This is a genomic window from Clostridium sp. HGF2, from assembly GCF_964240115.1.
Taxonomy (GTDB): Bacteria; Bacillota_I; Bacilli_A; order Erysipelotrichales; family Erysipelotrichaceae; genus Clostridium_AQ; species Clostridium_AQ innocuum.
In genome coordinates this window covers 31,092-54,121 of sequence record NZ_CAXSSO010000005.1, presented here as the reverse complement: position 1 = coordinate 54,121, position 23,030 = coordinate 31,092, and the positions used below count along the sequence as shown (strand labels likewise).

At 42.5% G+C, this 23,030-nt stretch carries 22 protein-coding genes; 14 read left to right on the top strand and 8 right to left on the bottom strand.

Annotated features, from left to right (window positions below):
• Positions 1-68: 68 nt before the first annotated feature.
• On the bottom strand, positions 69-1,154 hold the full coding sequence (gene msrB, locus ACESPQ_RS10090; RefSeq protein ID WP_002606503.1) for a peptide-methionine (R)-S-oxide reductase MsrB: 1,086 nt from the start codon (positions 1,152-1,154) through the stop codon (positions 69-71).
• Between the two features lie 205 nt (positions 1,155-1,359).
• On the opposite strand from msrB, the gene ACESPQ_RS10085 reads away from it, so the two are divergent.
• The gene (locus tag ACESPQ_RS10085; RefSeq protein WP_002606502.1) at positions 1,360-1,788 is read left to right on the top strand and encodes a GNAT family N-acetyltransferase; all 429 of its coding nucleotides are present in this window, start codon (positions 1,360-1,362) and stop codon (positions 1,786-1,788) included.
• Positions 1,789-2,113: 325 nt separating this feature from the next.
• Here ACESPQ_RS10085 and ACESPQ_RS10080 read toward each other — a convergent pair whose 3' ends face one another.
• From ACESPQ_RS10080 to ACESPQ_RS10065, 4 genes are all read right to left on the bottom strand, one after another.
• On the bottom strand, positions 2,114-3,379 hold the full coding sequence (locus tag ACESPQ_RS10080; RefSeq protein ID WP_373144324.1) for a replication-associated recombination protein A: 1,266 nt from the start codon (positions 3,377-3,379) through the stop codon (positions 2,114-2,116).
• A 71-nt stretch (positions 3,380-3,450) separates the two neighbouring features.
• On the bottom strand, positions 3,451-4,014 hold the full coding sequence (locus ACESPQ_RS10075) for a manganese efflux pump MntP family protein (RefSeq protein ID WP_008816217.1): 564 nt from the start codon (positions 4,012-4,014) through the stop codon (positions 3,451-3,453).
• Positions 4,015-4,197: 183 nt separating this feature from the next.
• Positions 4,198-5,058 (bottom strand): hypothetical protein, encoded by an 861-nt coding sequence (locus ACESPQ_RS10070; protein WP_373144323.1) that lies wholly within the window; start codon positions 5,056-5,058, stop codon positions 4,198-4,200.
• 57 nt (positions 5,059-5,115) lie between these two features.
• Positions 5,116-5,877: a DUF6612 family protein gene (locus ACESPQ_RS10065; protein ID WP_002606498.1), complete on the bottom strand. Its 762-nt coding sequence runs from the start codon at positions 5,875-5,877 to the stop codon at positions 5,116-5,118.
• Between the two features lie 195 nt (positions 5,878-6,072).
• Here ACESPQ_RS10065 and ispF point away from each other — a divergent pair, with 195 nt between their 5' ends.
• The 6 genes from ispF (at position 6,073) to ACESPQ_RS10035 (ending at position 11,198) form a co-directional block, all read left to right on the top strand.
• Positions 6,073-6,561: a 2-C-methyl-D-erythritol 2,4-cyclodiphosphate synthase gene (ispF, locus tag ACESPQ_RS10060; protein ID WP_008816219.1), complete on the top strand. Its 489-nt coding sequence runs from the start codon at positions 6,073-6,075 to the stop codon at positions 6,559-6,561.
• Between the two features lie 116 nt (positions 6,562-6,677).
• Positions 6,678-7,085, top strand: coding sequence for a Fur family transcriptional regulator (locus tag ACESPQ_RS10055; RefSeq protein ID WP_002606496.1), 408 nt, complete (start codon positions 6,678-6,680; stop codon positions 7,083-7,085).
• A gap of 36 nt (positions 7,086-7,121) precedes the next feature.
• Positions 7,122-7,661 carry a rubrerythrin gene (gene rbr, locus ACESPQ_RS10050; protein WP_002606495.1) on the top strand — a complete coding sequence of 180 codons (540 nt, stop codon included), beginning with the start codon at positions 7,122-7,124 and terminating at the stop codon, positions 7,659-7,661.
• 386 nt (positions 7,662-8,047) lie between these two features.
• A complete protein-coding gene (gene deoC / locus ACESPQ_RS10045) occupies positions 8,048-8,779 on the top strand; it encodes a deoxyribose-phosphate aldolase (protein WP_002606494.1) in 732 nt (243 codons plus the stop codon).
• Between the two features lie 696 nt (positions 8,780-9,475).
• Positions 9,476-10,306, top strand: coding sequence for a PTS mannose/fructose/sorbose/N-acetylgalactosamine transporter subunit IIC (locus ACESPQ_RS10040; RefSeq protein ID WP_373144322.1), 831 nt, complete (start codon positions 9,476-9,478; stop codon positions 10,304-10,306).
• 1 nt (position 10,307) lies between these two features.
• The gene (locus tag ACESPQ_RS10035) at positions 10,308-11,198 is read left to right on the top strand and encodes a PTS system mannose/fructose/sorbose family transporter subunit IID (RefSeq protein ID WP_002606492.1); all 891 of its coding nucleotides are present in this window, start codon (positions 10,308-10,310) and stop codon (positions 11,196-11,198) included.
• 383 nt (positions 11,199-11,581) lie between these two features.
• On the opposite strand, the gene ACESPQ_RS10030 is transcribed toward ACESPQ_RS10035, so the two are convergent.
• Positions 11,582-12,340 carry a DeoR/GlpR family DNA-binding transcription regulator gene (locus tag ACESPQ_RS10030; protein WP_373144321.1) on the bottom strand — a complete coding sequence of 253 codons (759 nt, stop codon included), beginning with the start codon at positions 12,338-12,340 and terminating at the stop codon, positions 11,582-11,584.
• A 310-nt stretch (positions 12,341-12,650) separates the two neighbouring features.
• On the bottom strand, positions 12,651-14,531 hold the full coding sequence (locus ACESPQ_RS10025) for a BglG family transcription antiterminator (RefSeq protein ID WP_002606489.1): 1,881 nt from the start codon (positions 14,529-14,531) through the stop codon (positions 12,651-12,653).
• A 190-nt stretch (positions 14,532-14,721) separates the two neighbouring features.
• On the opposite strand from ACESPQ_RS10025, the gene ACESPQ_RS10020 reads away from it, so the two are divergent.
• Genes ACESPQ_RS10020 through ACESPQ_RS10005 form a run of 4 tightly spaced genes read left to right on the top strand, consistent with a single transcriptional unit; the run spans position 14,722 to position 18,052 of the window.
• Positions 14,722-15,042, top strand: a complete 321-nt coding sequence (locus ACESPQ_RS10020) for a PTS sugar transporter subunit IIB (protein ID WP_373144320.1) — start codon at positions 14,722-14,724, stop codon at positions 15,040-15,042.
• 4 nt (positions 15,043-15,046) lie between these two features.
• Positions 15,047-16,288: a PTS sugar transporter subunit IIC gene (locus tag ACESPQ_RS10015; protein ID WP_373144319.1), complete on the top strand. Its 1,242-nt coding sequence runs from the start codon at positions 15,047-15,049 to the stop codon at positions 16,286-16,288.
• Complete coding sequence (locus ACESPQ_RS10010; protein WP_002606486.1) at positions 16,281-16,628, top strand: PTS lactose/cellobiose transporter subunit IIA; 348 nt, start codon at positions 16,281-16,283, stop codon at positions 16,626-16,628. The genes ACESPQ_RS10015 and ACESPQ_RS10010 overlap by 8 nt, the downstream gene beginning before the upstream one ends.
• Positions 16,628-18,052 carry a glycoside hydrolase family 1 protein gene (locus ACESPQ_RS10005; protein WP_257327467.1) on the top strand — a complete coding sequence of 475 codons (1,425 nt, stop codon included), beginning with the start codon at positions 16,628-16,630 and terminating at the stop codon, positions 18,050-18,052. Before ACESPQ_RS10010 ends, ACESPQ_RS10005 begins: the two co-directional genes overlap by 1 nt.
• A gap of 167 nt (positions 18,053-18,219) precedes the next feature.
• Here ACESPQ_RS10005 and ACESPQ_RS10000 read toward each other — a convergent pair whose 3' ends face one another.
• Positions 18,220-20,193, bottom strand: coding sequence for a BglG family transcription antiterminator (locus ACESPQ_RS10000; RefSeq protein ID WP_373144318.1), 1,974 nt, complete (start codon positions 20,191-20,193; stop codon positions 18,220-18,222).
• A 250-nt stretch (positions 20,194-20,443) separates the two neighbouring features.
• Between ACESPQ_RS10000 and ACESPQ_RS09995 the strand changes: the two genes are divergently transcribed.
• The 3 genes from ACESPQ_RS09995 to ACESPQ_RS09985 are packed head-to-tail and all read left to right on the top strand — an operon-like array spanning position 20,444 to position 23,021.
• Positions 20,444-20,872, top strand: coding sequence for a PTS sugar transporter subunit IIA (locus tag ACESPQ_RS09995; RefSeq protein WP_009588490.1), 429 nt, complete (start codon positions 20,444-20,446; stop codon positions 20,870-20,872).
• Positions 20,869-21,621 carry a nucleoside/nucleotide kinase family protein gene (locus ACESPQ_RS09990; RefSeq protein WP_022299970.1) on the top strand — a complete coding sequence of 251 codons (753 nt, stop codon included), beginning with the start codon at positions 20,869-20,871 and terminating at the stop codon, positions 21,619-21,621. Before ACESPQ_RS09995 ends, ACESPQ_RS09990 begins: the two co-directional genes overlap by 4 nt.
• The gene (locus tag ACESPQ_RS09985; RefSeq protein WP_373144317.1) at positions 21,618-23,021 is read left to right on the top strand and encodes a PTS mannitol transporter subunit IICB; all 1,404 of its coding nucleotides are present in this window, start codon (positions 21,618-21,620) and stop codon (positions 23,019-23,021) included. Before ACESPQ_RS09990 ends, ACESPQ_RS09985 begins: the two co-directional genes overlap by 4 nt.
• The last annotated feature ends 9 nt before the right edge of the window (positions 23,022-23,030 follow it).

The window sequence follows — 23,030 nt, the reverse complement described above, 5'->3', positions numbered from 1 at the left end:
CCTTATTCCGATTTTGAACGTAAGCATACTCTCCTGTTCTTTTTTGTATCGTGCGAAAAACGCATACCTCATTCAGTAGACTGCTGGTTTTCCTGCTGTATAAGCGCCAGATAATCACCATATCCCTTTTCCTCCATCTCAGAGATGGGAATAAACTTCAATGCTGCACTGTTGATACAGTAACGCATCCCACCGCAATGCTGCGGACCGTCATCAAACACATGTCCCAAATGCGCGTCGGAATGTGCACTGCGTACCTCTGTTCGACGCATACCTCCACTTATATCACTTTTTTCTTTTATCAGGTCTTTCTGAATCGGTCTGGTAAAGCTCGGCCATCCGCAACCGGAAACAAACTTATCCGTAGAAAGAAATAGTGGTTCTCCACTGACAATATCGACATAGATTCCTTTTTCAAAGGTGTCCCAGTAAGCATTTCGATAAGGTCGCTCTGTCGCGTTTTCCTGTGTTACTGCAAATTGCTCTGCACTCAGTCTCTGCTTTAGCTCCTGCTTCTCCGGCAACGGGAAACGGTGGGGCTCTGCCGCTTCCTTCCTTTCAAATTTCCAGGCGGGTATATGACAGTAACCATCCGGATGCTTATCCAGATAATCCTGATGACAGGTCTCTGCGGAATAGAAATTTTCAAGAGACTGATATTCAACAGCAAGCGGCTGATCATAGGATTTCTGAAGCTTGTCCAAAGACTGCTGTATAACATCGGCATCCTTTGGATTGGTATAATAAATACCGGTGCGATACTGAGAGCCGATATCATTTCCCTGACGATTTACGGATACCGGGTCGATGATAGTGTAAAACTGATTCAAAAGCTCCTCCAGCGTAAGCACGTTTTTATCATACAGGACATGTACACACTCTGCAAAGCCCGTATCCTTTGTACAGACATCCTCATAGCTTGGATTATCACTCGTTCCGTTCGCATATCCGCACTCCGTGAAGCGGACGCCTTCAAGGGAGGATAAGAATTTCTGTACACCCCAGAAGCAACCGCCGGCCAGAAATATCTCTGCTTCTTCATCATGCTGTATATCTGCCTGAATATTTACCTTCTGAACCGGCTGTTCGCTTTTTCTTGTAAACAAATAAAACAGTAAAAGTATCCCTGCGGCGGCGAATATTAAAAGTACCATGTCATATCATCTGCCTTTCTTTCATATAGTAGCTGTTGTCATCGTAAACTGCATGCGGCAGCTTCAACACTTACAGCATCCCCAGAGAACAAATATTTATACATGCGGTATAAAGGTGAGAAATGTGGCAAGAATTGTATTAGAAACTGTTACAATCACGGCAATTCTATGATAGACTAAAGCTGAAATGGAAAGGAGCATTGCTATGGAGTTTAGAAGAATCAAACCGGAAGATTATAAGGACATCCATGCACTGAATGAAAAGCTGGGGTATTCCTATGATGGGGATAAGGTGTATGAGCGTATCATTTCCATACTGGAAACGGGAAGTGACTTTATCACCGTTGCGGAGGATGAAGGCAGAGTTGTTGGTTATATTCACGGATCGCCTTATGAAACACTGTATTCAGATAAGCTGGTCAATATTGTGGCTTTGGTAGTCAGTGATGATTACGCGGACAATGAAGAGGTGCGTCAGATTTATGATGTATTTGAGGCCAGAGTACGAAAAAACGGATATTGCGGTCTTCGTATGACTGCGAATGTCAGAAGAAAAAATCTTTTCAAGCTGCTGAGTCAGCATGGATTCAAGAGTCACAGCGACCTGAAACACTATCTGAAATATTTTGACTAGTATTAGATTATTGAGGGAAAGAATGCGTACTGCGATATAACAGGGATTATATCGTTTTTTTATGCTGAAGTATATTCTGACAGCCTGCCCTCTACCTTTTAAATCATTGGCGGCTGCCTGCTTCTTGCTGATGGGATATCAAAAAAGGATGAATTTCACCCTTTTTCAAAATGACATATAAATCTGATGATCTCATTGCGGCAGCTGGCTAGCGTATTACATATGGGAATGCAGGAGGATTGCTTTAAGTATTAGATGTTGCATTCTGCAGAAGAAAGTAAGAACTATGCAGAACAGCTTCGTGAGGATAACAATACTATTGCCATTATCGACTGCTTTGCTTTTTCAATGCTTTCAGATTGCTCGTACGTGGTACCTTGCGCAGTTTTTCCAGATTCTGCGCCAGTATTTTTTCGTAGGAGGATGTCAGCTCCGGTTCATAGAAATGCTTGTTTTTCAATCTGTCCGGCAGATACTGGATACGATTCCATAGATCACTACGTTCATAATCATATTTTTCATCATCATCCATATTGACCGGTGTATATCGAAGATAATCCGGGACACTGTAGGAGGTATGGCGCAGTGTACTCATTGCTGTATCGATTGCATGCTCTGCACTCTTTGACTTTGGTGATAGAGTCAGATCTATCACGGCTGCGGCCAGGATAATACGGGCCTCCGGAAAGCCTACTCGTTTTGCGGCATCAATTGCCGTTGCACACCGTGCCACTGCTGCAGGATTTCCCAGACCGATATCTTCATATGCGGTAACGAGCAGTCTACGCTCGATACTGTCCATATCATTCGCCTCGATCATGATACCCAGATAATACAGGGCAGCATCTACATCACTTCCCCGAATGGATTTCTGGAATCCGCTTAATACATCATAATAACCGTCTCCATCGCTGTCCATGCTCATATTCGGAAACTGGGAATATTGAGAAACAAGCTCCTGTGTGATGACACCGTCACTTGCAAGTGCACAGATTTCAAGAATGTTGAGTGAATATCGTATATCTCCATTGCTGTGACGCGCTATGATATGCAGTGCTTCCTCCTCAATCTGAACACTGTCATTGAGGCCGTCCTGATGATGAATGGCTTTCATCAGAGCCTGTTCGATATCCTCCTGCTGCGCCTGCTTGATTTCAAACAGATGACAGCGGGAACGGATGGCGGGATTGATGGCATGCAGCGGATTGCTGGTGGTTGCGCCGATCAGGGTGATATTACCGTTTTCCACATGTGGGAGCAGAAGGTCCTGCTTATCCTTGTTTAACCGATGCACCTCATCAATGATCACGATCAGTCCCTCGTAAAACTTTGCCTCCTGAAATATGGTTTCCAGATCCTTCTTATTTCCGGTTACTGCATTAAACATGCGAAACGGAAGCTCCAGCTCGTTTGCGAGCACCATAGCCAGTGTTGTTTTACCGGTACCGGGAGGTCCATAGAAAATCATGGAGAATAAGCGCTTTTCAAGAACACATCTGCGAAGAACTTTGCCTTCACCAATCAGGTGCTGCTGTCCGATGATATCATCCAGATGCTGCGGCCGCATCCGAAAAGCCAGTGGCTGCTTCATATACATTCCTCCATTCATGTACGTATAATTTTATCATAAAATCATAGAAAAGGGAGCATCAACAGGTATTTCTACCCAAACAGATGCTCCAGAAGAATCTTCGTACCAATCAGTATCAGAATGATACCTCCCAGAATGCCGGCATATTTCTCTAAAAGATCACCGAGGCGGTTTCCAAGATAGACGGCAATGAAGCTCAGCACAAAGGTTGTAACACCAATAACCGTAATCGCAGTCCAGATATGTACCTGTAGAAATGCAAAGCTGATACCGACAGCAAGTGCATCAATGCTGGTCGCTACAGCCAGAATCAGAATGGTTTTTAAAGTCAGAGATTTATCTTCACAGGCCTCCTCCTCTCCACGAAGAGACTCCCGTATCATGTTCCCTCCGATGATGGCCAGCAGACCAAATGCAATCCAGTGGTCGATGGAAGCGATGAACTCCTGAAAATAGCTTCCTGCCCACCAGCCGATCAATGGCATAACAGCCTGGAAAACACCAAAGAAAAAACCCAGCGTGAGTGCATAACGCAGAAGATCTTCTTTCTTCATTGTCATACCTCTTGCGATGCTGACCGCAAATGCATCCATACTCAGCCCGATACCAATCATAAAAATAGAAAATAAACTCATACCCTTATCCTCCTGAATGAAAAAGAGACTCATACGTGAAAAACACACGCATAAGTCTCGTTATTTAATACTTAAGCCAGATTCACTGTGAATCATTATGTTGACCTAACTACTCAAATGTGAGCTAACTACTCCCTTATAAGCCTGTACATCATATCAGAAATAAATGTAAAATGCAATATATCAAAGTGCATTTTCATTACTTAATTCATTTAGCAGGTCATTTGCTTCCGATTTCCTGCTATCTGCCTTTTTGTAGTCTTTAAAGGATGGAAAATCAATTTTATTTACTTGATTGATATCGTTCAGATTCACTACGAGGCTGATCGTCATATCAACTGCTTTCTTTTTTTCGTCCTCATCGTCCAGCTCATAGGACGCTGCGACCTTCATTTCTATACGCTCAAACTGATTCTGCTTATTCACTGTGAAAATATAGGAGCCTTCACGTATACCGGTGACTTTAATGCCATTCCCGAGTTTAAAGGTATCATCATCAATGGATTTATTAGCATAATCCTTTGCGGCACTCAGACCGTCTTTATTCATGACAGCCGTGATGACCTTTCTGCCATCCTTTTCCTCCATCGTCATTTCTTCAAAGCTCTTTTCAACATTCTTTTTCGGATCACCGGTTTCCTTATCAAGCTTCAGCCTGTTCAGCAGCTGATCATCCAATTCCTTGTATTCCTTTTCCATCTCCATGATGTTTGCATACACAACATCATCCTTCATATAAAATGATGCAAGATCATCGAGTCCGATTCCATTTACAGCGGCATCCATGTGCAAAGCCAGCTGCAGCTTCTTTTCCGCATTATACGTTCCGTCCATGGTAACCTTGGCATGCATATCCATATCATCTGCATCAACGAGCAGCTTCATATCATAGGCTGCGGATTTCATCTTTGTAATGTTTGTTGCTGCCTTTGCATACGCATCCAGTGCATCCTCATTTATTTTGTTCTTACTGCTGCATGCTGCAAGTGTGAAACCCATCAGTGCACAGGTCAGTATCGCCAGTATTTTTTTCAATTTTCTCATCTCCCTTTTCTATTTAGAAAAAGGCCGCGAAGCTAAGAGTTCAACGGCCGTTACATGTTATTCTATGCTGCCTTCCTTGTAATCCTTGAAGTCCGGGAAGTCAATGCTGGAAACCTTGTTGATATCCTTTACGGTCAGAGATATCGTACCATTCATTTCCTGCTTGGTCTCACCCTTGGTATTTGTCATCTCCATGGTAATGACAGCTTTCTCCATGAAGTCATTGTTCAATGTGACATCCATATCCAGCTTCTTGAATTCTACATTCGCATCCGTAACATTGTTTTTCTCTGTTTCTTTCTTTGTTTCCTCGTTCAGCTTTTCAACATCGAAGGAAAGCTTCAGGTCGTTTCCCTTTACAGATGCTTCCTTCAGGAATTTCTTCATGTCTTCCTTGTTCATTTTAAAGGTATCCGCATCAAAATTTACATTTGGAATACTTGCAGTACCCATTGCATCCTTCAGACTTGTTTTCTGTTTCATCATATCCATCATGTTCAGGTACATGGTATCGTCCTTAACAAACAGCTGCATGTATTTCTCCAGCTTCTGTCCACTTGCTTCCATATCCATGATCATGCTCAACTGCAGAGGCTTCTTTGTTTCTGAAATAAAACCACCATACAGCTTAATCTTTGCATTTTCCTTATCTACAGTCATATCCATATCTGCAGAGTAATTCGCATTTTTTACCTCGCTGAATTTCTTTACCGAGGATTCCAGCTTATCCAGTGCGTCGTCACTTACCTTGGAACCGGAGCAGGCAGCCATGGAAAACAGCATACCAAAACTTAATACCAGTGCGGCTAATTTTTTCATTTGTTTCTCTCCCTTACTATTTTTATTATAGTTTAATAATACCATAAGGTTCTTTCATTTTATAGTATTTTTCTACAAATTACAAAAAAGTAAGAAATACAAACTAACTGTGTTTCCCTATGAAATAAACACGGATGAATTGCGTCTTCCGTAAATCTGCGATACACTATATAAATATAAGAAGGAGGTGTCTGTATGATACGAATCGGGCAATCAACAGATATACATCAGCTGGTAAAAGGAAGAAAGCTGATTCTGGGAGGCGTGGAAATTGAACATGAGATGGGACTGCTTGGGCATTCCGATGCGGATGCGCTGCTGCATGCAATAGCGGAGAGTATTCTGGGGGCGCTGGCGCTGGGGGATTTGGGAAAGCATTTCCCGGATACCGATGAAAGATATAAGGATATGAATTCTTTGTGGATGCTGAGGCAGGTATATAAGATTATGGAGGAAAAGGGATACGCAATCGGTAATCTGGATGCCATGATCATGATTGAACGACCCAAAATGGCTCCGCATATTCCGGCAATGAGAAAGCATGTCGCAGAGGCACTGTGCTGTGATATGGAACAGGTTAGCATCAAGGCAACACGCGGGGAAAAGCTGGGCTTCGTTGGTCGTGAGGAAGGTGTGCAGGCACAGTGTGTGGTACTGCTGCATAAAAAGGAAGGCATTGCATAACCGCTTTTCCTTCCAATGATAAAACTAAGAATTATTTTTAATTTTATTCTTAAAACTATTGACGGATTCACTTTTCGGGTATATAATAAGAACGGTTCTTAAGATTGGAGGTTGACATGATAAGAAAGTCTTCCAAGCAGCGTGATATGATACTAAACTATATGAAACAGATAGATGGTCATGTCACACCGGAGCAGGTCTTTCAGGAAATGAATGCCGGCGGCCAGAAAATCAGTCTGGCAACGATTTATCGAAATCTGAATATTCTCTGTGAGATGCATGAAGTCAAAAAGATTGCGCATCCTATAGATGGTTATCAGTACGATAAAACTTGTAAACCGCACTATCACCTGCACTGTATTAAGTGCGACCGCATCCTTGATTTGGATATTCCTTATCTTGAGTCATTCAACGAGGAAATGTCAAAACAGACTGGACTTCCAATCAAGACACACAATATGATGGCAGAGGGTATCTGCCAGGATTGCTTGAAAAAGCAGAATGGTATGGATCAGGAACACTGATCAGAAAATGTAAAGTTAAAAACGGAGGAAAAAAACATGGAATTAAAAGGATCTAAGACAGAACAGAACTTAATGGCAGCATTCGCCGGTGAATCTCAGGCACGTAACAAATACACATATTACGCACAGATGGCTCGTGAAGAAGGTATGGAGCAGATCGCTGATATCTTTGAAGAAACTGCACGCAATGAGCAGGAGCACGCAAAGCTGTGGTTCAAGGCTCTGCATGAGGATAAGGTTCCTACAACTGCAGTAAATCTGGAGGATGCAGCTGCTGGTGAAAACTATGAGTGGACTGACATGTACAAGGGATTTGCGGAAACTGCAAAGGAAGAAGGCTTTGCTAAAATCGCATTCCAGATGGAGCAGGTTGCTAAAATCGAAAAACATCACGAAGAACGTTACCTGAAGCTGCTGGAAAACGTGAAGAACGGTAAAGTATTTGAGAAAGATGAAGCTACTGTATGGGTATGTGATATCTGTGGATACCGTCACGAAGGAACTGCAGCACCAAAGGCATGTCCGGTATGCGGATACTCCGGAGCTCACTTCGCTGAAGAAGCTAAAAACTACTAAGAGAAAGTCATTAAGAAAACACGGCATAGATCCGTGTTTTTTTTGCGATATACAGCTTATTTCTAAGCCGTGATTTTATAGCACTATTGGTGTTGGGGCACTGCCTTCTTATGCATAGCGATAAACGCGACTCTTCAGGTTCAGCATCTTCCTTATGATTCTATTGCACCCGGAATCCTGCGTGTAGGCTTGTGATTATTTTATATAGAAGGAAATATAATTGTTTGTTAATCTACCTGTTGATAAGAAATACTGGTTAAAATGAGCAAAAACATTCAAATTCATTTATAGTATATATAAAAATGAATGAAAATGCTTGATTTTGTTTCGCTGCAGCCTTATAATTAGATTGTAAGAAAGGGCACTATGGTGTAAAAGGTGACAAAATGAAACCAACAAAAAAAGCATGTGAAATGACGACAAAGGAGCTTGCACAGTATATTGATTATTCCGTATTAAAACCTGAATTTACAGAGGAGGATATCATTGCTCTTACAAAAGACGGCGTCGAGCTGGGCTGTGCTACAATCTGTATCAATCCAGGATATATGGATCTTTGTGAACCATATGTTAAGGGAAGCGAAACAATGCTGTGTCCGGTATGTGACTTCCCATTTGGGACGAGCTCAACAGAATCTAAAGTGAAGCAGATTGAAATCGTAGCAAAATACGATACTGTAAAAGAAGTGGATATCGTTGCTAATTTCGGTCTGATCCGTTCCGGTAAGTTTGATGAAGTCACGAAGGATCTGAAAGCATGTGCGGATGCTGCTCATAAATATGGCAGAGAAATCAAGGTGATTTTTGAAACAGATGCTCTCAATGAGGAACAGGTGCGTAAAGCATGCAAATGCTGTATCGATGCAGGGGCAGATTTTGTAAAAACCAGCACCGGATTCCTTACAGGCTTTGAATCACACGGAGCAACACCGGAAATCATTAAGGTTATGATGGAAGAGGTTGACGGTAAATGTAAGGTTAAGGGAAGCGGATGCATCCGTACCAGAGAACATTTCCTGCAGCTGATCGATATGGGAATCGATCGCATGGGTGTTGGATACAAGTCTGTACCGGTAGTTTTAGGTCTGGATAATAAGGTTTCCACAGATAATTACTAATATCGGATAAGAAGCGAAGAATATAGTAAAGAGGCAAATAGGGATGCCTCTTTTTTACTGTGGAAATATTATCAGCAGCACGATACCGGAAAGCTGTGTGGTAACTCTCATACTTTTTGTACATAAAATGTTATATTAGCTGTACTGTGAATGTATGTATGGTTGTAAAGGCTGAAAGATGTCGTACTGCATACCTGAATAATATAAAAGAACATACAATTGTATCTATGCAATTGCTGATCGATATTTGAATCCTTTAAAACAAAATGGCTGCTTTCAAGAAGAGCTGATAGGTATTCGTATCGATTAAGAGAAATGAATGGTTTTCCTTTGAAAAACAGTAAACTAATCAGATTATGAGATAAACAAGAAACAAAAGCTTGCTAAATATGGAAAATACCAAATAAAATCACAGTTTCGAATATATTATTTTATAATAACAAACATTTTCCTGCTTTGAATAAGCAGAATTGTAACTGCAATGCTGTCAAACGTGCAAGAATGTGCAAATAATAAAAAGGCTGCGTGTCATTTATAAGTATATCGCTATTTATAGTTTTGTAAACGATTACACAAATAAATATAATATCCTTGTAATTACAGCAGGTCTGATTTTCCAAGGGGTAGGGGCCGTGAAATGTGAGAAAGGATGACTTGCTGTTGAGCTGCTTTATGCAGAGAAAAGGAGATGAAGTTATGATTACTTGGGTACAGGCTGCACTGCTGGGTCTAATGAGCTGTACAGCAGCGTCCATCCCTGCCGCACTGGGTACGACGATTGGTAACTATACATTAAATCGTCCGTTGATTGCCTCATTATTTGTCGGGTTGATATTGGGTGATGTAGAGGGCTGTATCAAACTGGCTATTCCTATGCAGATTATCTATATCGCAGTTGTAACACCTGGAGGAACCGTTGCTGCCGATCTTCGTGCAGTATCGTATATCGGTATCCCGCTTGCCTATGCAACAGCGAAATCACAGGGGCTTGATCTTGGCGGTCCGGAAGCACTGGGACTTGCCGGATCCATTGGTGCACTGGTAGGTACGGTCGGCACGGTACAGTTTTATGGAACTGCTATGATGAATCTTGTCTGGCAGCATATCGGATGGGCAAGACTTGATAAAAAGGGTTTTAATATCATAACAAAGGTCAATGTGATACTTCCGCTGATTTCGCATATTCTTGTATCCTTTATTCCGGTCATGCTGATTACCTATTATGGTGCTGGAGCTGTTACAGATTTTAAAACGGCGTTACCAATGGATTCCTGGTATATGAAATCGCTGTTTACTATCGGCAGCTTACTGCCTGCGGTAGGGATTGCAATACTGCTGAAATCTGTCGTAAGCAAAGCCACCGATTTGATTTTCTTCCTGTTTGGCTTCACGGTTGCGGCATCCATGCATTTAACACTGATTGCGGCAACTGCAGTCGGTGCTGTATTCGCACTGATCAATTATCAGATGACGATGATTCGTTTGAGAGGTGCAAAGACAAATACAAATGAAGAGGAGGATATCTGATATGAAGAAGCTTTCGAAAAAAGTTTTATCCAAATCCTTCTGGCGCTGGTTTTACGGAAATCTAACATGCTTCTCTCATGAACACATGCAGACCTTCGGTTATATGTGGTCCATGCTGCCAATCGTTCAGGAACTGTATGACTCCAAGGATGAGCAGGCTGAAAAGCTGAAGACCTATTACCCATTCTTCAACACGGAGCCGCAGATTGGTTCCATTGTTGTCGGCATAACTGCTGGTCTGGAAGAAGCACGTGCGAACGGAGCAGAAGAAATTGATGATGAGATGATCAATGGTATTCGCGCCGGTTTGATGGGACCTCTTGCAGGTATTGGTGACTCTTTGATTGTCGGCACCTATATTCCGGTACTGCTGGGTATCGCATTGGGGCTTTCAGAGGGTGGCTCACTGATTGGTCCTCTGTTCTATATTATCGTATGGAATATCACAAGTATTTTATTTCAGAAATGGATTTATGGAAAGGGCTATGAGCTTGGCGGTTCTGCTGTGGAGGTAATTGTCGGCGAACAGGCAACTGCATTGCGTGAATCTGTCATTGTAATGGGTCAGGTAATCGTAGGTGCCATGGCCGGCACCTGGGTTTCAATTACAACGGCTGTACAGCTGACAACTTCTATTCAGAATAAAACAGAGATGGTCATTGAAGGCTCTAAAGTTATCGAAAAGGTTACAGGAACTCAGGAAGTACCTGTACTACTGCAGGAAAAGCTCGATGGTGCATTTCCCGGCGTTCTGACTCTGCTGTTTGTAATGGGCTGCTGGTGGCTGATGGCGAAAAAAGGAATCAGCCCGATCAAGATCATGCTGCTCATGGTTGTGATTGCTGTTGCCGGAGTTCTGGTTGGATTCTTTGATCCGGGTCTGTCATATTAAGAAAGACAGATAAAGAGAGGAATTGTTGCATCCCTGATGGATAAATGTATGTAATTAAATATGATGCAGATTCCTTCTGAAATACAGACATCTCCTTTTCCAAGACAGCGACTGTCATGTTTGTAATCTCCCTTTGGAAGAGCTGTTATCATATAAAAAATCATCGATACTGCTTCGATGATTTTTTAGTTCAGTATGATGGATAGTTCAAAGCCTCCGGGAGATAAACGGTTCAGACTCTTCGATAAAGCTTAAAGCTTTTTAGATAACAATATATAATGAAATGATGTATTCCTGCAATATAAGCCGGATGATGAACTGCTTGTGGAGCATCCATATCGGACTACTCTTTGCTGTTATATGGAAATGGTGCAGTACAGCTGCTATTTGACAGCAATGAAATGATCCGGAAGTGTTTCCATTCCTGTCGTGCGATTGATAAAAACATCTTCAAATTCATCCAGCTGAGCAAACGTACAAAAGCCCTTTACGTGCAGCTTGCTGTCATCGATCAGAAGATAATTATGATTTGATAATTCCATAGCGATACGCTTCAGCTCTCTTGTGGCCATCTCGGCTGTGAAAGCCTTCTTCATGCCCAGATTAACACCGGCACAGCCGATAAAGGCACGGTCAAAATTATAGAGACGCAGCATATTTTGAGCTTCATTGCCCTCACTCATTCGATATTTCGTATTGAATTCTCCACCGATGACAATGATTTTAGCCTTTGGATTCTGAACATTCTGTACGATTAGGTGATTGTTTGTTACAATTTTAATCGGTCTGCTGCTTAGAAAGTGAATCATCGGTACAATACTGGTACCACCATCCAGAAAAACACACTCCCCATCCTCTACCAGCGTGCTGGCAGCTTTACAAATCCGCAGCTTCTTATCATAATGAATGGACATGCGTTCCATCATTTTTATTTCCGCTTCATCTGTCAGAATGCGTTCCCGTTCTTTTTTTACAGCGCCTCCGTAAATTCTGTCAACCTTATTTTCATCATCCAGCTCAAGAAGGTCTCGGCGTATGGAGGATTCCGATACATGCAGCTCTTTGGCAATCTGTTTTACCTGTATCGTCTGTTCCGATTCCAGTTTTTTTAGAATATACAGCTTTCTATCAGCTGACAGCATGTCTGTTCAACTCCTATCTTTATGGTTTATCAGAGGTATTTATCCTTATGTATGTGTGTCTGGTGCGTTATGCAAACTGTAGTCAGCATATTCGTTCATAGCTTTATTATACGAGAATATGAAGAGCATTACAAGCACTATTGCACGAATATTATCGAAAATGTACGATTTATTATGGATATAGATGTTAAAACGAGCATAAACAAGCAAATAAGCGGAAGGAATGTAAATGAAAAAGTCATCCTTTTTCCGGAAGGCAGCCTATCAGTAGAGCTGTTCAGCCGGTAAGGATGAGTATATGTAGGAGCTGTTAATCTGTCAGAGTAAGCAACAGCTGTCTAAATTCCTGAAAGCTTATACATTCCTTGATCTGATCGGGTACATGCTTCTGAGAGAACAGCAGAATCAGGGCTTCATACAGCTTTCTGAATAAATGTGACTCCTGTTCGTGTATGGCGATCAACAGGACAACATGAACAATCTGCTTGTCCCAAGTGATACCCTGCTTCGACAGGGCGAGAGCTATGCCGGTCCTTCTGGCGTCCATTTTCATGGAATGAGGAACAGCGATACATCCAAAGGCTGTGGAAGCGGCCTCCTCCCGCTTGATTACATCTTCATAAAAGGATGGAGAGGTATAGCCCTGTGCATAGAGCTTATCGTGGAGGATACGGATTATCTGTTCTTTTTTCAAACCGGCATCTGTATGCAGATAGAAAAGCGATTCATGAAAAAAGTCAGAAAAGCTCTCAGAGAGGATATGCAGCTTTTTCTGATCTATAACCTCCTGTATTTTTTCGAATATCAGCTTAAGATCCATTGCTTTTTTCAATGGAGGAATCATCAGCATATGCGGATACTCTTTTTGTACGGGAATTGTGGTAAACAACAGGTCGATTGCTGTATCCGGCAGCTGTGCTTCATAGGAGCATGCAGCACTGATACAGATTTCAGAATCAAAATGAATGAGAAGATAATTATAGATTTCCTGCCTGCTATTTTGATAATCCGGACACAGCAGTACGCATTTCAGCTTTCCGCTGTCGCTGCTCTGCCGTTCGATATCGGCACCGATGTGCATAGCAAGATAAGCGATTTCATCTGCAGTGATGTGGAGATTACAGGAAGCCTCCAGATAATTTGCTACATAGATTGCGCAGTCGAACAGCATTGGGCAGGAGGCCTGAATGCTTTCCAGCAGCGGGTTGCGCAATGAGGTGTTTCTCTTACAGCGGGCAAATAAATTCTTGAAATGCAGAGCAAGCGGATACAGCAGCGTATCCTTATCGAGCTGTAAACCATACTGTCGGTTGACAGAGGATATAACGGTCTGTGTGATTTCATAGATATCCTGTCCGACAACGGTAATCAGCTCCTGTCGGCTTTCCGCATGGCAGAGGTTGATGCTGGTGGTGACAAGGTTGTGAATATCACAGCGTTCTGGATCCAGTAAGGCAACATGAAAGCTTTTTTCTAATTCGTCTATTACAGACACCGTAATTTCTGAAAGCTCAGGCTGCTCCTTTTGTGAATGCTCAATCGTATTGCCGCTTTGCATACGGTCAAGCAGTATAGCAAGATGCAGTGTCAGATTTGTATATCCGAAGTCATTGATATAGCAGCTGTGCTTCTTGAATGTCTCATGCAGGATATCATGAATCTGCTGCACATTCAAATCCGGGAATATATCCTTCAATGTCTGTAAATCCACAAAGCGTTCACTAGATTCCTGATAAATAATGTCTGTCAGAAATTTTCGTTTATGTCTTTCCTCCCCGTCCGCATATATCATATCATTACGGCATCGAAAGGTGATTCCGGTATCCTGATACTCTTTGTTCATGCGATTCAGCAACCCTTTTATGGATGAATAGCTCAAATACAGTTCATCGCAAAGATCATACAAATCGATTTCCTGCACGTGGTCAATGAAAAACTGCCGGATGATATAAGAGCTGCGCTCCTGGTATGTCTGCGGAATATCACTTTCTGCTTTCACATGCGTATCTGTATCAATACGGTATCCTCTGGGACCTGCCGCAATCAGATCTGGAAATTCCTCCTGTATGGCGGCAACGTAGTTTTTTACCGATCGCGGAGTAACATTAAGCAGTCTGGCAAGCTGTGTGGAAGAAATCGGCTGTTTCTGCTGTCTTATTATATGGACAAGCTCCTCATGTTTCTTTTTCATACGCATACCTCTCTCTTTACTGTTATTATAATGCAAGAAGTAAACAAAGCAAAACGAATCTTTTTCACTACAGGGATGAAAATATAAAAACTTTCACCCCTGCAAGGAAAGATTACAAGTTGAGCATTTTCTTTATACCGGAGATAATATAGGCGTGGAACAGTTCCAGTACCAACAGGAGGTAGAAAAGATGGAAAAACTGAATATATTATTATGCTGCGGAGCAGGGATGTCCAGCGGCTTTCTGGCACAGCAGATGCGCGGTGCAGCAAAAAAACAGGGGATCATGGCCAAGGTGGAAGCAAAGAGTCAGAACAATATAGCGGATGATCTTCCGAAGATGGATATTTTGCTCATCGGGCCGCATTTATCCTATGCTTTTGATGAATTAAAGGCGATGTGTGATCCGTATGCAGTCCCGGTTCTGATTATACCGAAGGATATGTATGCAGGTCTCGATGGAAAAGGACTGCTTGCTTTGTGCATGGAAACGTTAAAGGAAAAGGGATAGAGCTATGAATACATTTATTAACTGGCTGGGCTCCAGCTTTGCACCAAAGGTCGCCAAGGCCATGGATAAAAAAATAATACGTACACTTTCCGGAGCATTGATGGCCAATGTGCCGATTCTGTTGCTGGGGAGTATCATCTCCATATATAATCTGCTTGCGGGTTATGTCTCCTTTCTTCCGGATCTTTCTCCGGTCTATAATTTCAGTTTTGGCATTATGTCGCTGACACTTGTTTTTCTGGTTGGCTATCACGGCGCAAAGGAATATGGGTTTAAGGAATATGGTGTGTCAACCGGCTTAATTGCTTTAATGATGTTCTTTATGGTGATTAAACCGTCTATTGCGGACTTTCAGTTTCAGGTAGCGTTTGGAAGATTCGGAGGCTCCGGTATGATTTCTGCATTCTTTGCGGGTATTGTGACCATTGTGATCAGTAATCTGTATTTCAAGCTGCTTCTGTTTGAGGATTCCGTATCTCTTCCGGATTTTTTGATTCGCTGGCTGAATCAGGTTATTCCGGGAATTATCGTGCTTGTGCTTACTACCATCCTTATTTACTGGTGCGATATTGACCTATTTGAGCTCATTACCAAGCTGTTCTCACCACTGATCAGTATCGGTCAGACCTATCCGGGCTTTATGCTCTGTATCTTTATACCGGTATTCTTCTATTCATTTGGTATCAACAGCTGGTTTATGAATCCAATCACCAGTCCTATTGGTCTTGCAGGAATCACCGCAAATGCAGCTGCATTTGAACAGGGGCTGCAGCCGACAAATATCTATACATCAAATGTAACCTTTTCGGTAATCTTTATCGGAGGTATGGGAATGACACTGGCTTTGAATATCATGATGCTCAAATCCCGCAGTAAGAGAATCAGGAAGTTCGGACAGATTGCCATGATACCGTCGCTGTTCAATATCAATGAGCCTCTGGTATATGGAGCACCGATTGCCTTGAATCCGATTTTAATGATACCGATGTGGATCAATGCACTGGTTCTGCCAACGATTGCATGGTTTGCGTTCTCCAGCGGTCTTGTCACGATTCCGCATGCTGTCATGAATGTGAACCAGCTGCCGATGCCGATTTGTTCCTTTCTGGCAACACATGGTGATTTTCGTGCCGTGATTCTGGTTGTAGGCATGTTCCTGCTGTCATGGCTGATCTGGTGGCCGTTCTTTAAGGCACATGAGAATAAAATGGTAAAGGAAGAAATGGAGATGGAAGCAAATGACTGATGAAAACAATGAGCTGATACTGAGTGCAATGGGGATTCTGACGCATGCCGGAGATGCCCGTCTGCATACCAAAGAGGCATTAAAATATGTACAAGCATTGCAGTTTGAGAAGGCGGATGCCTGCCTGAAGGAAGCCAAAAAAGAGATAACACAGGCTCATGCGGCACAGACAGAAATTATTCAGGCCGAAGCACGGGGTGTGCAGTATCAATACTGCATGCTGTTCAATCATGCACAGGACACACTGATGACAATCAACAGTGAAATTGAATTGTGCAGTTCTCTAATCGATACCTTTCGCAGCTTTGCGGCTATGTTTGTAAAAAAGGAGGAAAGCTGATGAGTGTGTTTCCTGAAGATTTTCTATGGGGTGGCGCAAGTGCTGCTGTTCAGATGGAGGGAGCCTATCTGGAGGATGGAAAAGGGTTGAATGTTGCGGATATCCAGATTTGTTATAAAAAAGCTGCAGGCGGCGGCAATACCAATTATACCAGAGAGCTTTTGAAGCAGCGTATTGAAGATGTGCAGGCAGAAAAGCAGCAGCAATATTATCCAAAGCATAAGGCGGTGGATTTCTATCACCGATATAAAGAATACATAGGATGGATGAAGGAGTGTGGATTTAAGGCATTTCGAATGAGTATCAGCTGGGCACGGATTTTTCCGAATGCGGATGATGAATATCCCAATGAAGCGGGACTTCGGTTTTATGATGAGGTGTTTGATGAATTGCACAGACAGGGCATCGAGCCGATCGTCACACTGACACATTACGATATGCCGTTAAAGGTGGTAACACATTATCAGGGATGGTATGGCAGAAGGACGATTGATCTGTATGAGCGTTTCGCACAAACCTGTTTGAAAAGATACAAGGACAAGGTTACATACTGGATCGTAATCAACCAGATTAACCTGATTTTTGGGGAGTCCTTCAGCTCATTGGGAATGGTTATGGATGAGTATGAGGATTTCACTGTCGCAAAATATCAGGCGGTGCATCATGAGTTTGTGGCAAGTGCGGGGATCGTCAAGGCTGCAAGAGAACTTGATCCTGCGTTAAAAGTCGGTATGATGCTGGCAGATCAGCTGACGTATGCAAAGACCTGTGATCCGCAGAATGTAAAGATAGCGATTGAGAAAAACCGGATGAAGGATTTCTTCTTTGCGGATGTACAGCTGCGTGGAGAATACCCGGGATATGCGAAAACGTGGTTTAAGAAGCATGGTATCACGATTCAGATGGAGGATGGTGACGAGGAGCTGATCCGTTCGTATACCATGGATTTCCTGGCAGTCGCATATTATTATAGTCACTGTGTTGATGAAAATGGAAATCGCTGCGCCAATCCGTACACAAAGGCGACGGAGTGGGGCTGGACGATCGATCCGGTTGGATTGTACAATACGATGGCACAGTATTGGGATCGTTACGGCGTACCGATGATGATTGCAGAGAACGGTGTGGGGGTGGAAGAGGCATTGGGAAGTGATGGCTGTATACATGACGAATACCGGATTGATTATCAGAAACGCCATATTCAGGAGTTAAAGGATGTAATGGAAGAGGGTACGGATATCTTCGCATATACCATGTGGTCACCATTTGATATCGTCAGCGGAAACAGCTGTGAAATGGAAAAGCGGTATGGGCTTATTTATGTGGATATCGATAACGAGGGGAATGGCACTGGTAAATGTATACCTAAGGATTCCTTCTACTGGTACGCTCGCCTTATAAAATCGAACGCAGAGAACTTATAGGGTGCACAACGTGCGCCCATGTGATTGAATCAAACGCGGAGAATCGACCTATCATACAAAAGGAACTACTACAGAAAAAGAATAATACTAAAAAAGATGCAATACAGAAATATACAATTCATAGCGTTGATGAATTGCAAGATACCTGTAAGCATCTTTTCATTATTCTAAATACTATCCTGTGTATGTGTCTTTATAAATTGTACTATCTCAAGAGAATTATGAAATCTCTTTATACATTGTCGAAAATCCGTTTCCTTGATCAAGTTGGCTACTGCGACTAAAGCATCCAGATGTTCGATATTATCTTTAGAACAGAAGGAAAAGAAGACCTGAAGCTTTTTTCCATTGATAAATTCTACCGGTTTTTTTAAAATCAACAAGGTCATGCCTGTTTTTCTGACCGTTCCTTCATTCTTCGCGTGGGGAATAGCAATTCCATCATCAATTATCATATAGGACCCATAATTTTCAAAAGAATATAGCATTTGTTCCTGATAACGCTGATCCACATAACCGTTTTCTACGAGCAGACCACCTGCTGTACGTACCGCATCTCTCCAGTTTTCAGCAGGATAATTCAGAAGGATATTCTCTGCCGGCAGGATATCAAGGAGTGTTTGGTCACGGCCATCATCCCGTATCAATAAATCCTGCAATGCCTCGCTCAGGTTTTTCTTCAACTCCGCATAATCATGGATTGTGCAGGATTTTTTTACAGCCTCCAAAATAGCGGTCATACGAACCCGCTTTTTTCGCTTTACAAGCAGTTGCTCATCCAGCAGTTGAATATCCTCACTGCTTAAGACAGGATGCACATGAAGAATCGGAAGGTCGTTACAATATTTCAGAGTATTGATTGTTGTGACAATCATGTCCACCTGATGCAGCAGCTCATACTGTTTTAAATAATGGTAGGGAATACAATCGAGAACATTCACCTCATAGGTATCTGACAGCTGCTGTTCCAGAAGTCTGCTGGTTCCATATCCGTGCGAACAGATTATCAGAATATTCTTTTTCTTACTATTGTTTTTTTCGCACCGGTTAATTGCTGCCTTGAAATGCAATGTCAAAAGAGCGGTTTCATCCTGATCCTGATGCTCACCTGTAAAGAAATTCAACTCTGTAAGCACCTGCTTCATCACCTCATATTCCTTGGGAAACTGTTGTTGAATCAGGCGGTAATCCATATCTGATACAGGAATATGGTTCAACAGGCGATACATAGTCGGGCGAAGATGCGTCAAAAGACTTTCATAGAGAGTACGATCCTGATTTAGGTTTAGCTGATAATATTTACTGTACAGATTGATGATTTTAGATACAAGCAAATCGTGTTCAAACCATTCATTTTCCCGAAGATTACTGTTTTGTGCATAATTTGAACCAATTAACAGGGAAGACAGCTGCATTGTTTCATAGCGATTCAGGTCTTGCTTAAGCAGTTCCTTATTTGCTTCAATCACCTTATACTCCGGGCATGTAATGAGGAAATACTCATTATCACAGGATAACAGAGTCTGCTGTTCTGCTGTTCTGGCTAAAATAATCAGGCAGGAATAAAACATGATAGAATAACTATGGTCAGATAAAACAAAACCAAGCTCTTTCTGTATAACATGTAAAAAATTATGAATTTGTTCCTCCGCAAGATCAGTACGCCAGTGATAAAGAATCTCAATTAGAATTTTCTGCTGTGTTTCTGGCAGCTTTTCATTTTCCATAAGCAGCTGCAGTAAAAGCTTGCGTATGTTTTCTTCAGAACCGTTGAGCACCAGTCCTTTTTTATGCTCCTGTAACAGCTCCAGGTGATACTTTGTAAGAGTTGTACGAATATCATCCATATAGCTTTTGGCACTGGAGCGTGAGATATCAAGATTTCTTGATACGGCACTCAGGTTGATACTACCCTCAAAGCACAGAGTGTACAGCATGAATTTCTTTTTGGTATCTCCACTGTACAGCTGTGGGCGCTTTTCCTGTAAAAAGCTTTCAACATAGGAACGGTCCTGCAGTGTACAGATTTTTTTTATAATTGAAATTCCATGCTCCTTTAGCTCATAGTTTAGATTATTCACATAATAACGGATACTGCGTTCGCTGACTGAAAAGTAATCCGACAAATCCTTAATACTCATGGGGGCTTCCTTATTATATAAAAGAGAAAGCAATTCTATATCTTTATCTGACAGCATACTATCACCTTCATCCACATTATAACAGATATAGATATTTTTCGTATGACAGATTTTTTCACATTTATGTGAAAGAAAGTGGTGGGGATACTTTTCTTCACAATAAAATGAAACCGAATACAAATGTATTTCTTTTGTTTTGCATGATACCATATGGGTGTAAAGAAACAGGACGCTACAGGAGGTACCATTTATGATTACTGATTTACTGGGAAAACATATACGGACTGCAGAAAAAGCAGAGGACTGGAAGGACGCCATTCGCATGGCGGCTGCACCGCTTCTGGAGAATGGAAGTATTCGAGCATCATATATTGATGCTATGATTCACAACGTTGAGGTGAATGGACCGTATATCGTTATAATGCCGGATGTGGCGATGCCGCATTCCCGCGTGGAAGACGGTGCTTTGAAAACGGATATATCTATTCTGAAGCTGAAGGATGGTGTCGCATTTCCTCAGGACAATATCGTACATCTGATTATTGCTCTATCCGCCAATGACAATGATGCGCATATGCAGCTGCTCAGTGATATGGTTGACGTATTTATGGATGAGGATAAAATGAATGGCCTTCTGCATGCGGAATGTGTAGAGGATATCAGGAGAGTGCTTGCATGAGCAGAGTCACCTATCCGCTTGTAATCAACGGATTTACGATTTCAGCAGATTATGAGCAGGAGGATGTGGAAACGATATTCCTTCCGCTGCTTCGTAAGCTGAGTGAATTTCAGAAAGAGAAAAAACGACGGCTTCTGGTCTTTCTCGCTGCACCGCCGGCTGTAGGGAAATCCACACTGGCTCGTGTACTCGCCCATCTGTCCAGAGCTGATGAACAGCTTTGTGAAATACAGGATATCGGATTAGACGGATTTCATTATCCGCAGCGCTACCTTGATTCCCATACCATGCTGAAGGATGGAATCAGGATCCCATTACGTGATGTTAAAGGTTGTCCGGAAACCTTTGATATAAAAAAACTGACAGAGGCTTTACGTATCATCAGAGATCAGGATATAACTTGGCCGGTTTATGATCGAAATCTGCATGATGTTGTCGAGGATCAGATTCAGATATCCAAGGATATACTGCTTCTCGAAGGAAACTGGCTTCTGTTACAGGAGGAAGGCTGGAAGGAGCTGAAACAGTTCTGCGATTACAGTATCTTCATTCAAGCCGAAGAGGACATGCTGAAACAGCGTCTGATTGAGCGGAAGATACAGGGAGGACTTTCCCGCAGCGAAGCGATTGCGTTTTACGAACGCAGTGACGGCAGAAATGTTTCGCGGGTCCTACAGCATTCCATGCAGGCGGATCTGACTCTCAGACTGTCACAGGATATGAGATTTTGTAAGGAGGAAATAAAATGAATCGAGCGAAGCTGCAGGCATTCGGTGGATTTCTGACCGCTATGGTCATTCCCAATATGGGTGCCTTTATCGCATGGGGATTTATAACGGCTCTGTTCATCCCTACAGGATGGATACCGAACGAAGGCTTCAATGAACTGGTAGCGCCAATGGTAAAGTATATGCTGCCAATGATGCTTGCCTATTCCGGGGGAAAACTGGTACACGGCGAACGTGGGGCGATTGCCGGATGTGTAGGAACCTTTGGACTGATTGTTGGTTCTGAAGTAAATATGTTTCTTGGCGCAATGATTATGGGACCGCTGAGTGCATGGTGTGTAAAACAATTTGACCGGCTGATTGCCGGAAAAATTCCTGCCGGATTTGAGATGGTTGTCAACAACTTCTCCCTTGGTATTATCGCAATGATTCTGAGTCTTTGCTCTTACGCAGCAATCGGACCTGTTATTGAATTTGCGAATGAAATGATCACCAGTATGATTACATCACTTGTGAAAACAGGATTCCTGCCGCTGTTATCTGTAGTAAATGAGCCTGCAAAGGTACTGTTCCTGAACAATGTTATTGATCAGGGCGTCTATTATCCTTTGGGAATGCAGCAGGCTGCGGAAGCAGGGAAATCCATCTTCTTTATGGTTGCCAGTAATCCCGGTGCCGGGCTTGGTCTTCTGCTTGCCTTCTCTTTCTTCGGTAAGGGAAACAGTAAGAAAACAGCACCAGGCGCAATCATTATTCATTTCTTAGGCGGTATCCATGAAATTTATTTCCCATATGTGCTCATGAAGCCGCTGATGATCTTTCCGATGATTATCGGTTCCGCATGCGGTATCATGGTGTTTGAATTTTTCGGAGCAGGTCTGGTTGCCGGACCGAGCCCGGGTTCTATATTTGCATATCTGGCTCTGACTCCAAGAGGAAATTTCATCGGTATTCTGGCAGGTGTAGTAACAGCTACCGTGATCAGCTTCCTGCTTGCTTCACTTATTTTAAAGACAAGCAAGGATAACGGTGATGAAAAGCTGGAGAAGAGCATTGAGAAATCCAAGGCTATGAAGCAGGAAGGAAAGGATCTCCTTGCATCTTCATTACAGACAGAAGAAGCAGAGGCCTTAAAGGATATTGCATATATCGCATTTGCATGTGATGCCGGACTTGGAAGCAGTGCGTTAGGGGCTACAGCGTTCAAGAAGCGTCTTCAGAAAATAGGAGTTGAAAAAACAGTACGTAATTATGCTATTGAAAAGGTGCCGGATGAGGCGGATGTTATCGTAACGCACATCAGTCTGCTGGATCGAGCACGCTTGAAATTTCCAAATCGCCGTATTGTCACCATTCAGAATTTCATGAATGATCCGAATCTGGATGCGCTTTTCGAAGAAATCAGCAATACAGAAAACTAGAGAAGGGAA

What these genes read in the sequence shown, in the direction of transcription:
- msrB (WP_002606503.1), bottom strand. Translation starts at nt 1,154, where the DNA reads ATGGTACTTTTAATATTCGCCGCCGCAGGGATACTTTTACTGTTTTAT.
- ACESPQ_RS10085 (WP_002606502.1), top strand. Translation starts at nt 1,360, where the DNA reads ATGGAGTTTAGAAGAATCAAACCGGAAGATTATAAGGACATCCATGCA.
- ACESPQ_RS10080 (WP_373144324.1), bottom strand. Translation starts at nt 3,379, where the DNA reads ATGAAGCAGCCACTGGCTTTTCGGATGCGGCCGCAGCATCTGGATGAT.
- ACESPQ_RS10075 (WP_008816217.1), bottom strand. Translation starts at nt 4,014, where the DNA reads ATGAGTTTATTTTCTATTTTTATGATTGGTATCGGGCTGAGTATGGAT.
- ACESPQ_RS10070 (WP_373144323.1), bottom strand. Translation starts at nt 5,058, where the DNA reads ATGAGAAAATTGAAAAAAATACTGGCGATACTGACCTGTGCACTGATG.
- ACESPQ_RS10065 (WP_002606498.1), bottom strand. Translation starts at nt 5,877, where the DNA reads ATGAAAAAATTAGCCGCACTGGTATTAAGTTTTGGTATGCTGTTTTCC.
- ispF (WP_008816219.1), top strand. Translation starts at nt 6,073, where the DNA reads ATGATACGAATCGGGCAATCAACAGATATACATCAGCTGGTAAAAGGA.
- ACESPQ_RS10055 (WP_002606496.1), top strand. Translation starts at nt 6,678, where the DNA reads ATGATAAGAAAGTCTTCCAAGCAGCGTGATATGATACTAAACTATATG.
- rbr (WP_002606495.1), top strand. Translation starts at nt 7,122, where the DNA reads ATGGAATTAAAAGGATCTAAGACAGAACAGAACTTAATGGCAGCATTC.
- deoC (WP_002606494.1), top strand. Translation starts at nt 8,048, where the DNA reads ATGAAACCAACAAAAAAAGCATGTGAAATGACGACAAAGGAGCTTGCA.
- ACESPQ_RS10040 (WP_373144322.1), top strand. Translation starts at nt 9,476, where the DNA reads ATGATTACTTGGGTACAGGCTGCACTGCTGGGTCTAATGAGCTGTACA.
- ACESPQ_RS10035 (WP_002606492.1), top strand. Translation starts at nt 10,308, where the DNA reads ATGAAGAAGCTTTCGAAAAAAGTTTTATCCAAATCCTTCTGGCGCTGG.
- ACESPQ_RS10030 (WP_373144321.1), bottom strand. Translation starts at nt 12,340, where the DNA reads ATGCTGTCAGCTGATAGAAAGCTGTATATTCTAAAAAAACTGGAATCG.
- ACESPQ_RS10025 (WP_002606489.1), bottom strand. Translation starts at nt 14,531, where the DNA reads ATGAAAAAGAAACATGAGGAGCTTGTCCATATAATAAGACAGCAGAAA.
- ACESPQ_RS10020 (WP_373144320.1), top strand. Translation starts at nt 14,722, where the DNA reads ATGGAAAAACTGAATATATTATTATGCTGCGGAGCAGGGATGTCCAGC.
- ACESPQ_RS10015 (WP_373144319.1), top strand. Translation starts at nt 15,047, where the DNA reads ATGAATACATTTATTAACTGGCTGGGCTCCAGCTTTGCACCAAAGGTC.
- ACESPQ_RS10010 (WP_002606486.1), top strand. Translation starts at nt 16,281, where the DNA reads ATGACTGATGAAAACAATGAGCTGATACTGAGTGCAATGGGGATTCTG.
- ACESPQ_RS10005 (WP_257327467.1), top strand. Translation starts at nt 16,628, where the DNA reads ATGAGTGTGTTTCCTGAAGATTTTCTATGGGGTGGCGCAAGTGCTGCT.
- ACESPQ_RS10000 (WP_373144318.1), bottom strand. Translation starts at nt 20,193, where the DNA reads ATGAGTATTAAGGATTTGTCGGATTACTTTTCAGTCAGCGAACGCAGT.
- ACESPQ_RS09995 (WP_009588490.1), top strand. Translation starts at nt 20,444, where the DNA reads ATGATTACTGATTTACTGGGAAAACATATACGGACTGCAGAAAAAGCA.
- ACESPQ_RS09990 (WP_022299970.1), top strand. Translation starts at nt 20,869, where the DNA reads ATGAGCAGAGTCACCTATCCGCTTGTAATCAACGGATTTACGATTTCA.
- ACESPQ_RS09985 (WP_373144317.1), top strand. Translation starts at nt 21,618, where the DNA reads ATGAATCGAGCGAAGCTGCAGGCATTCGGTGGATTTCTGACCGCTATG.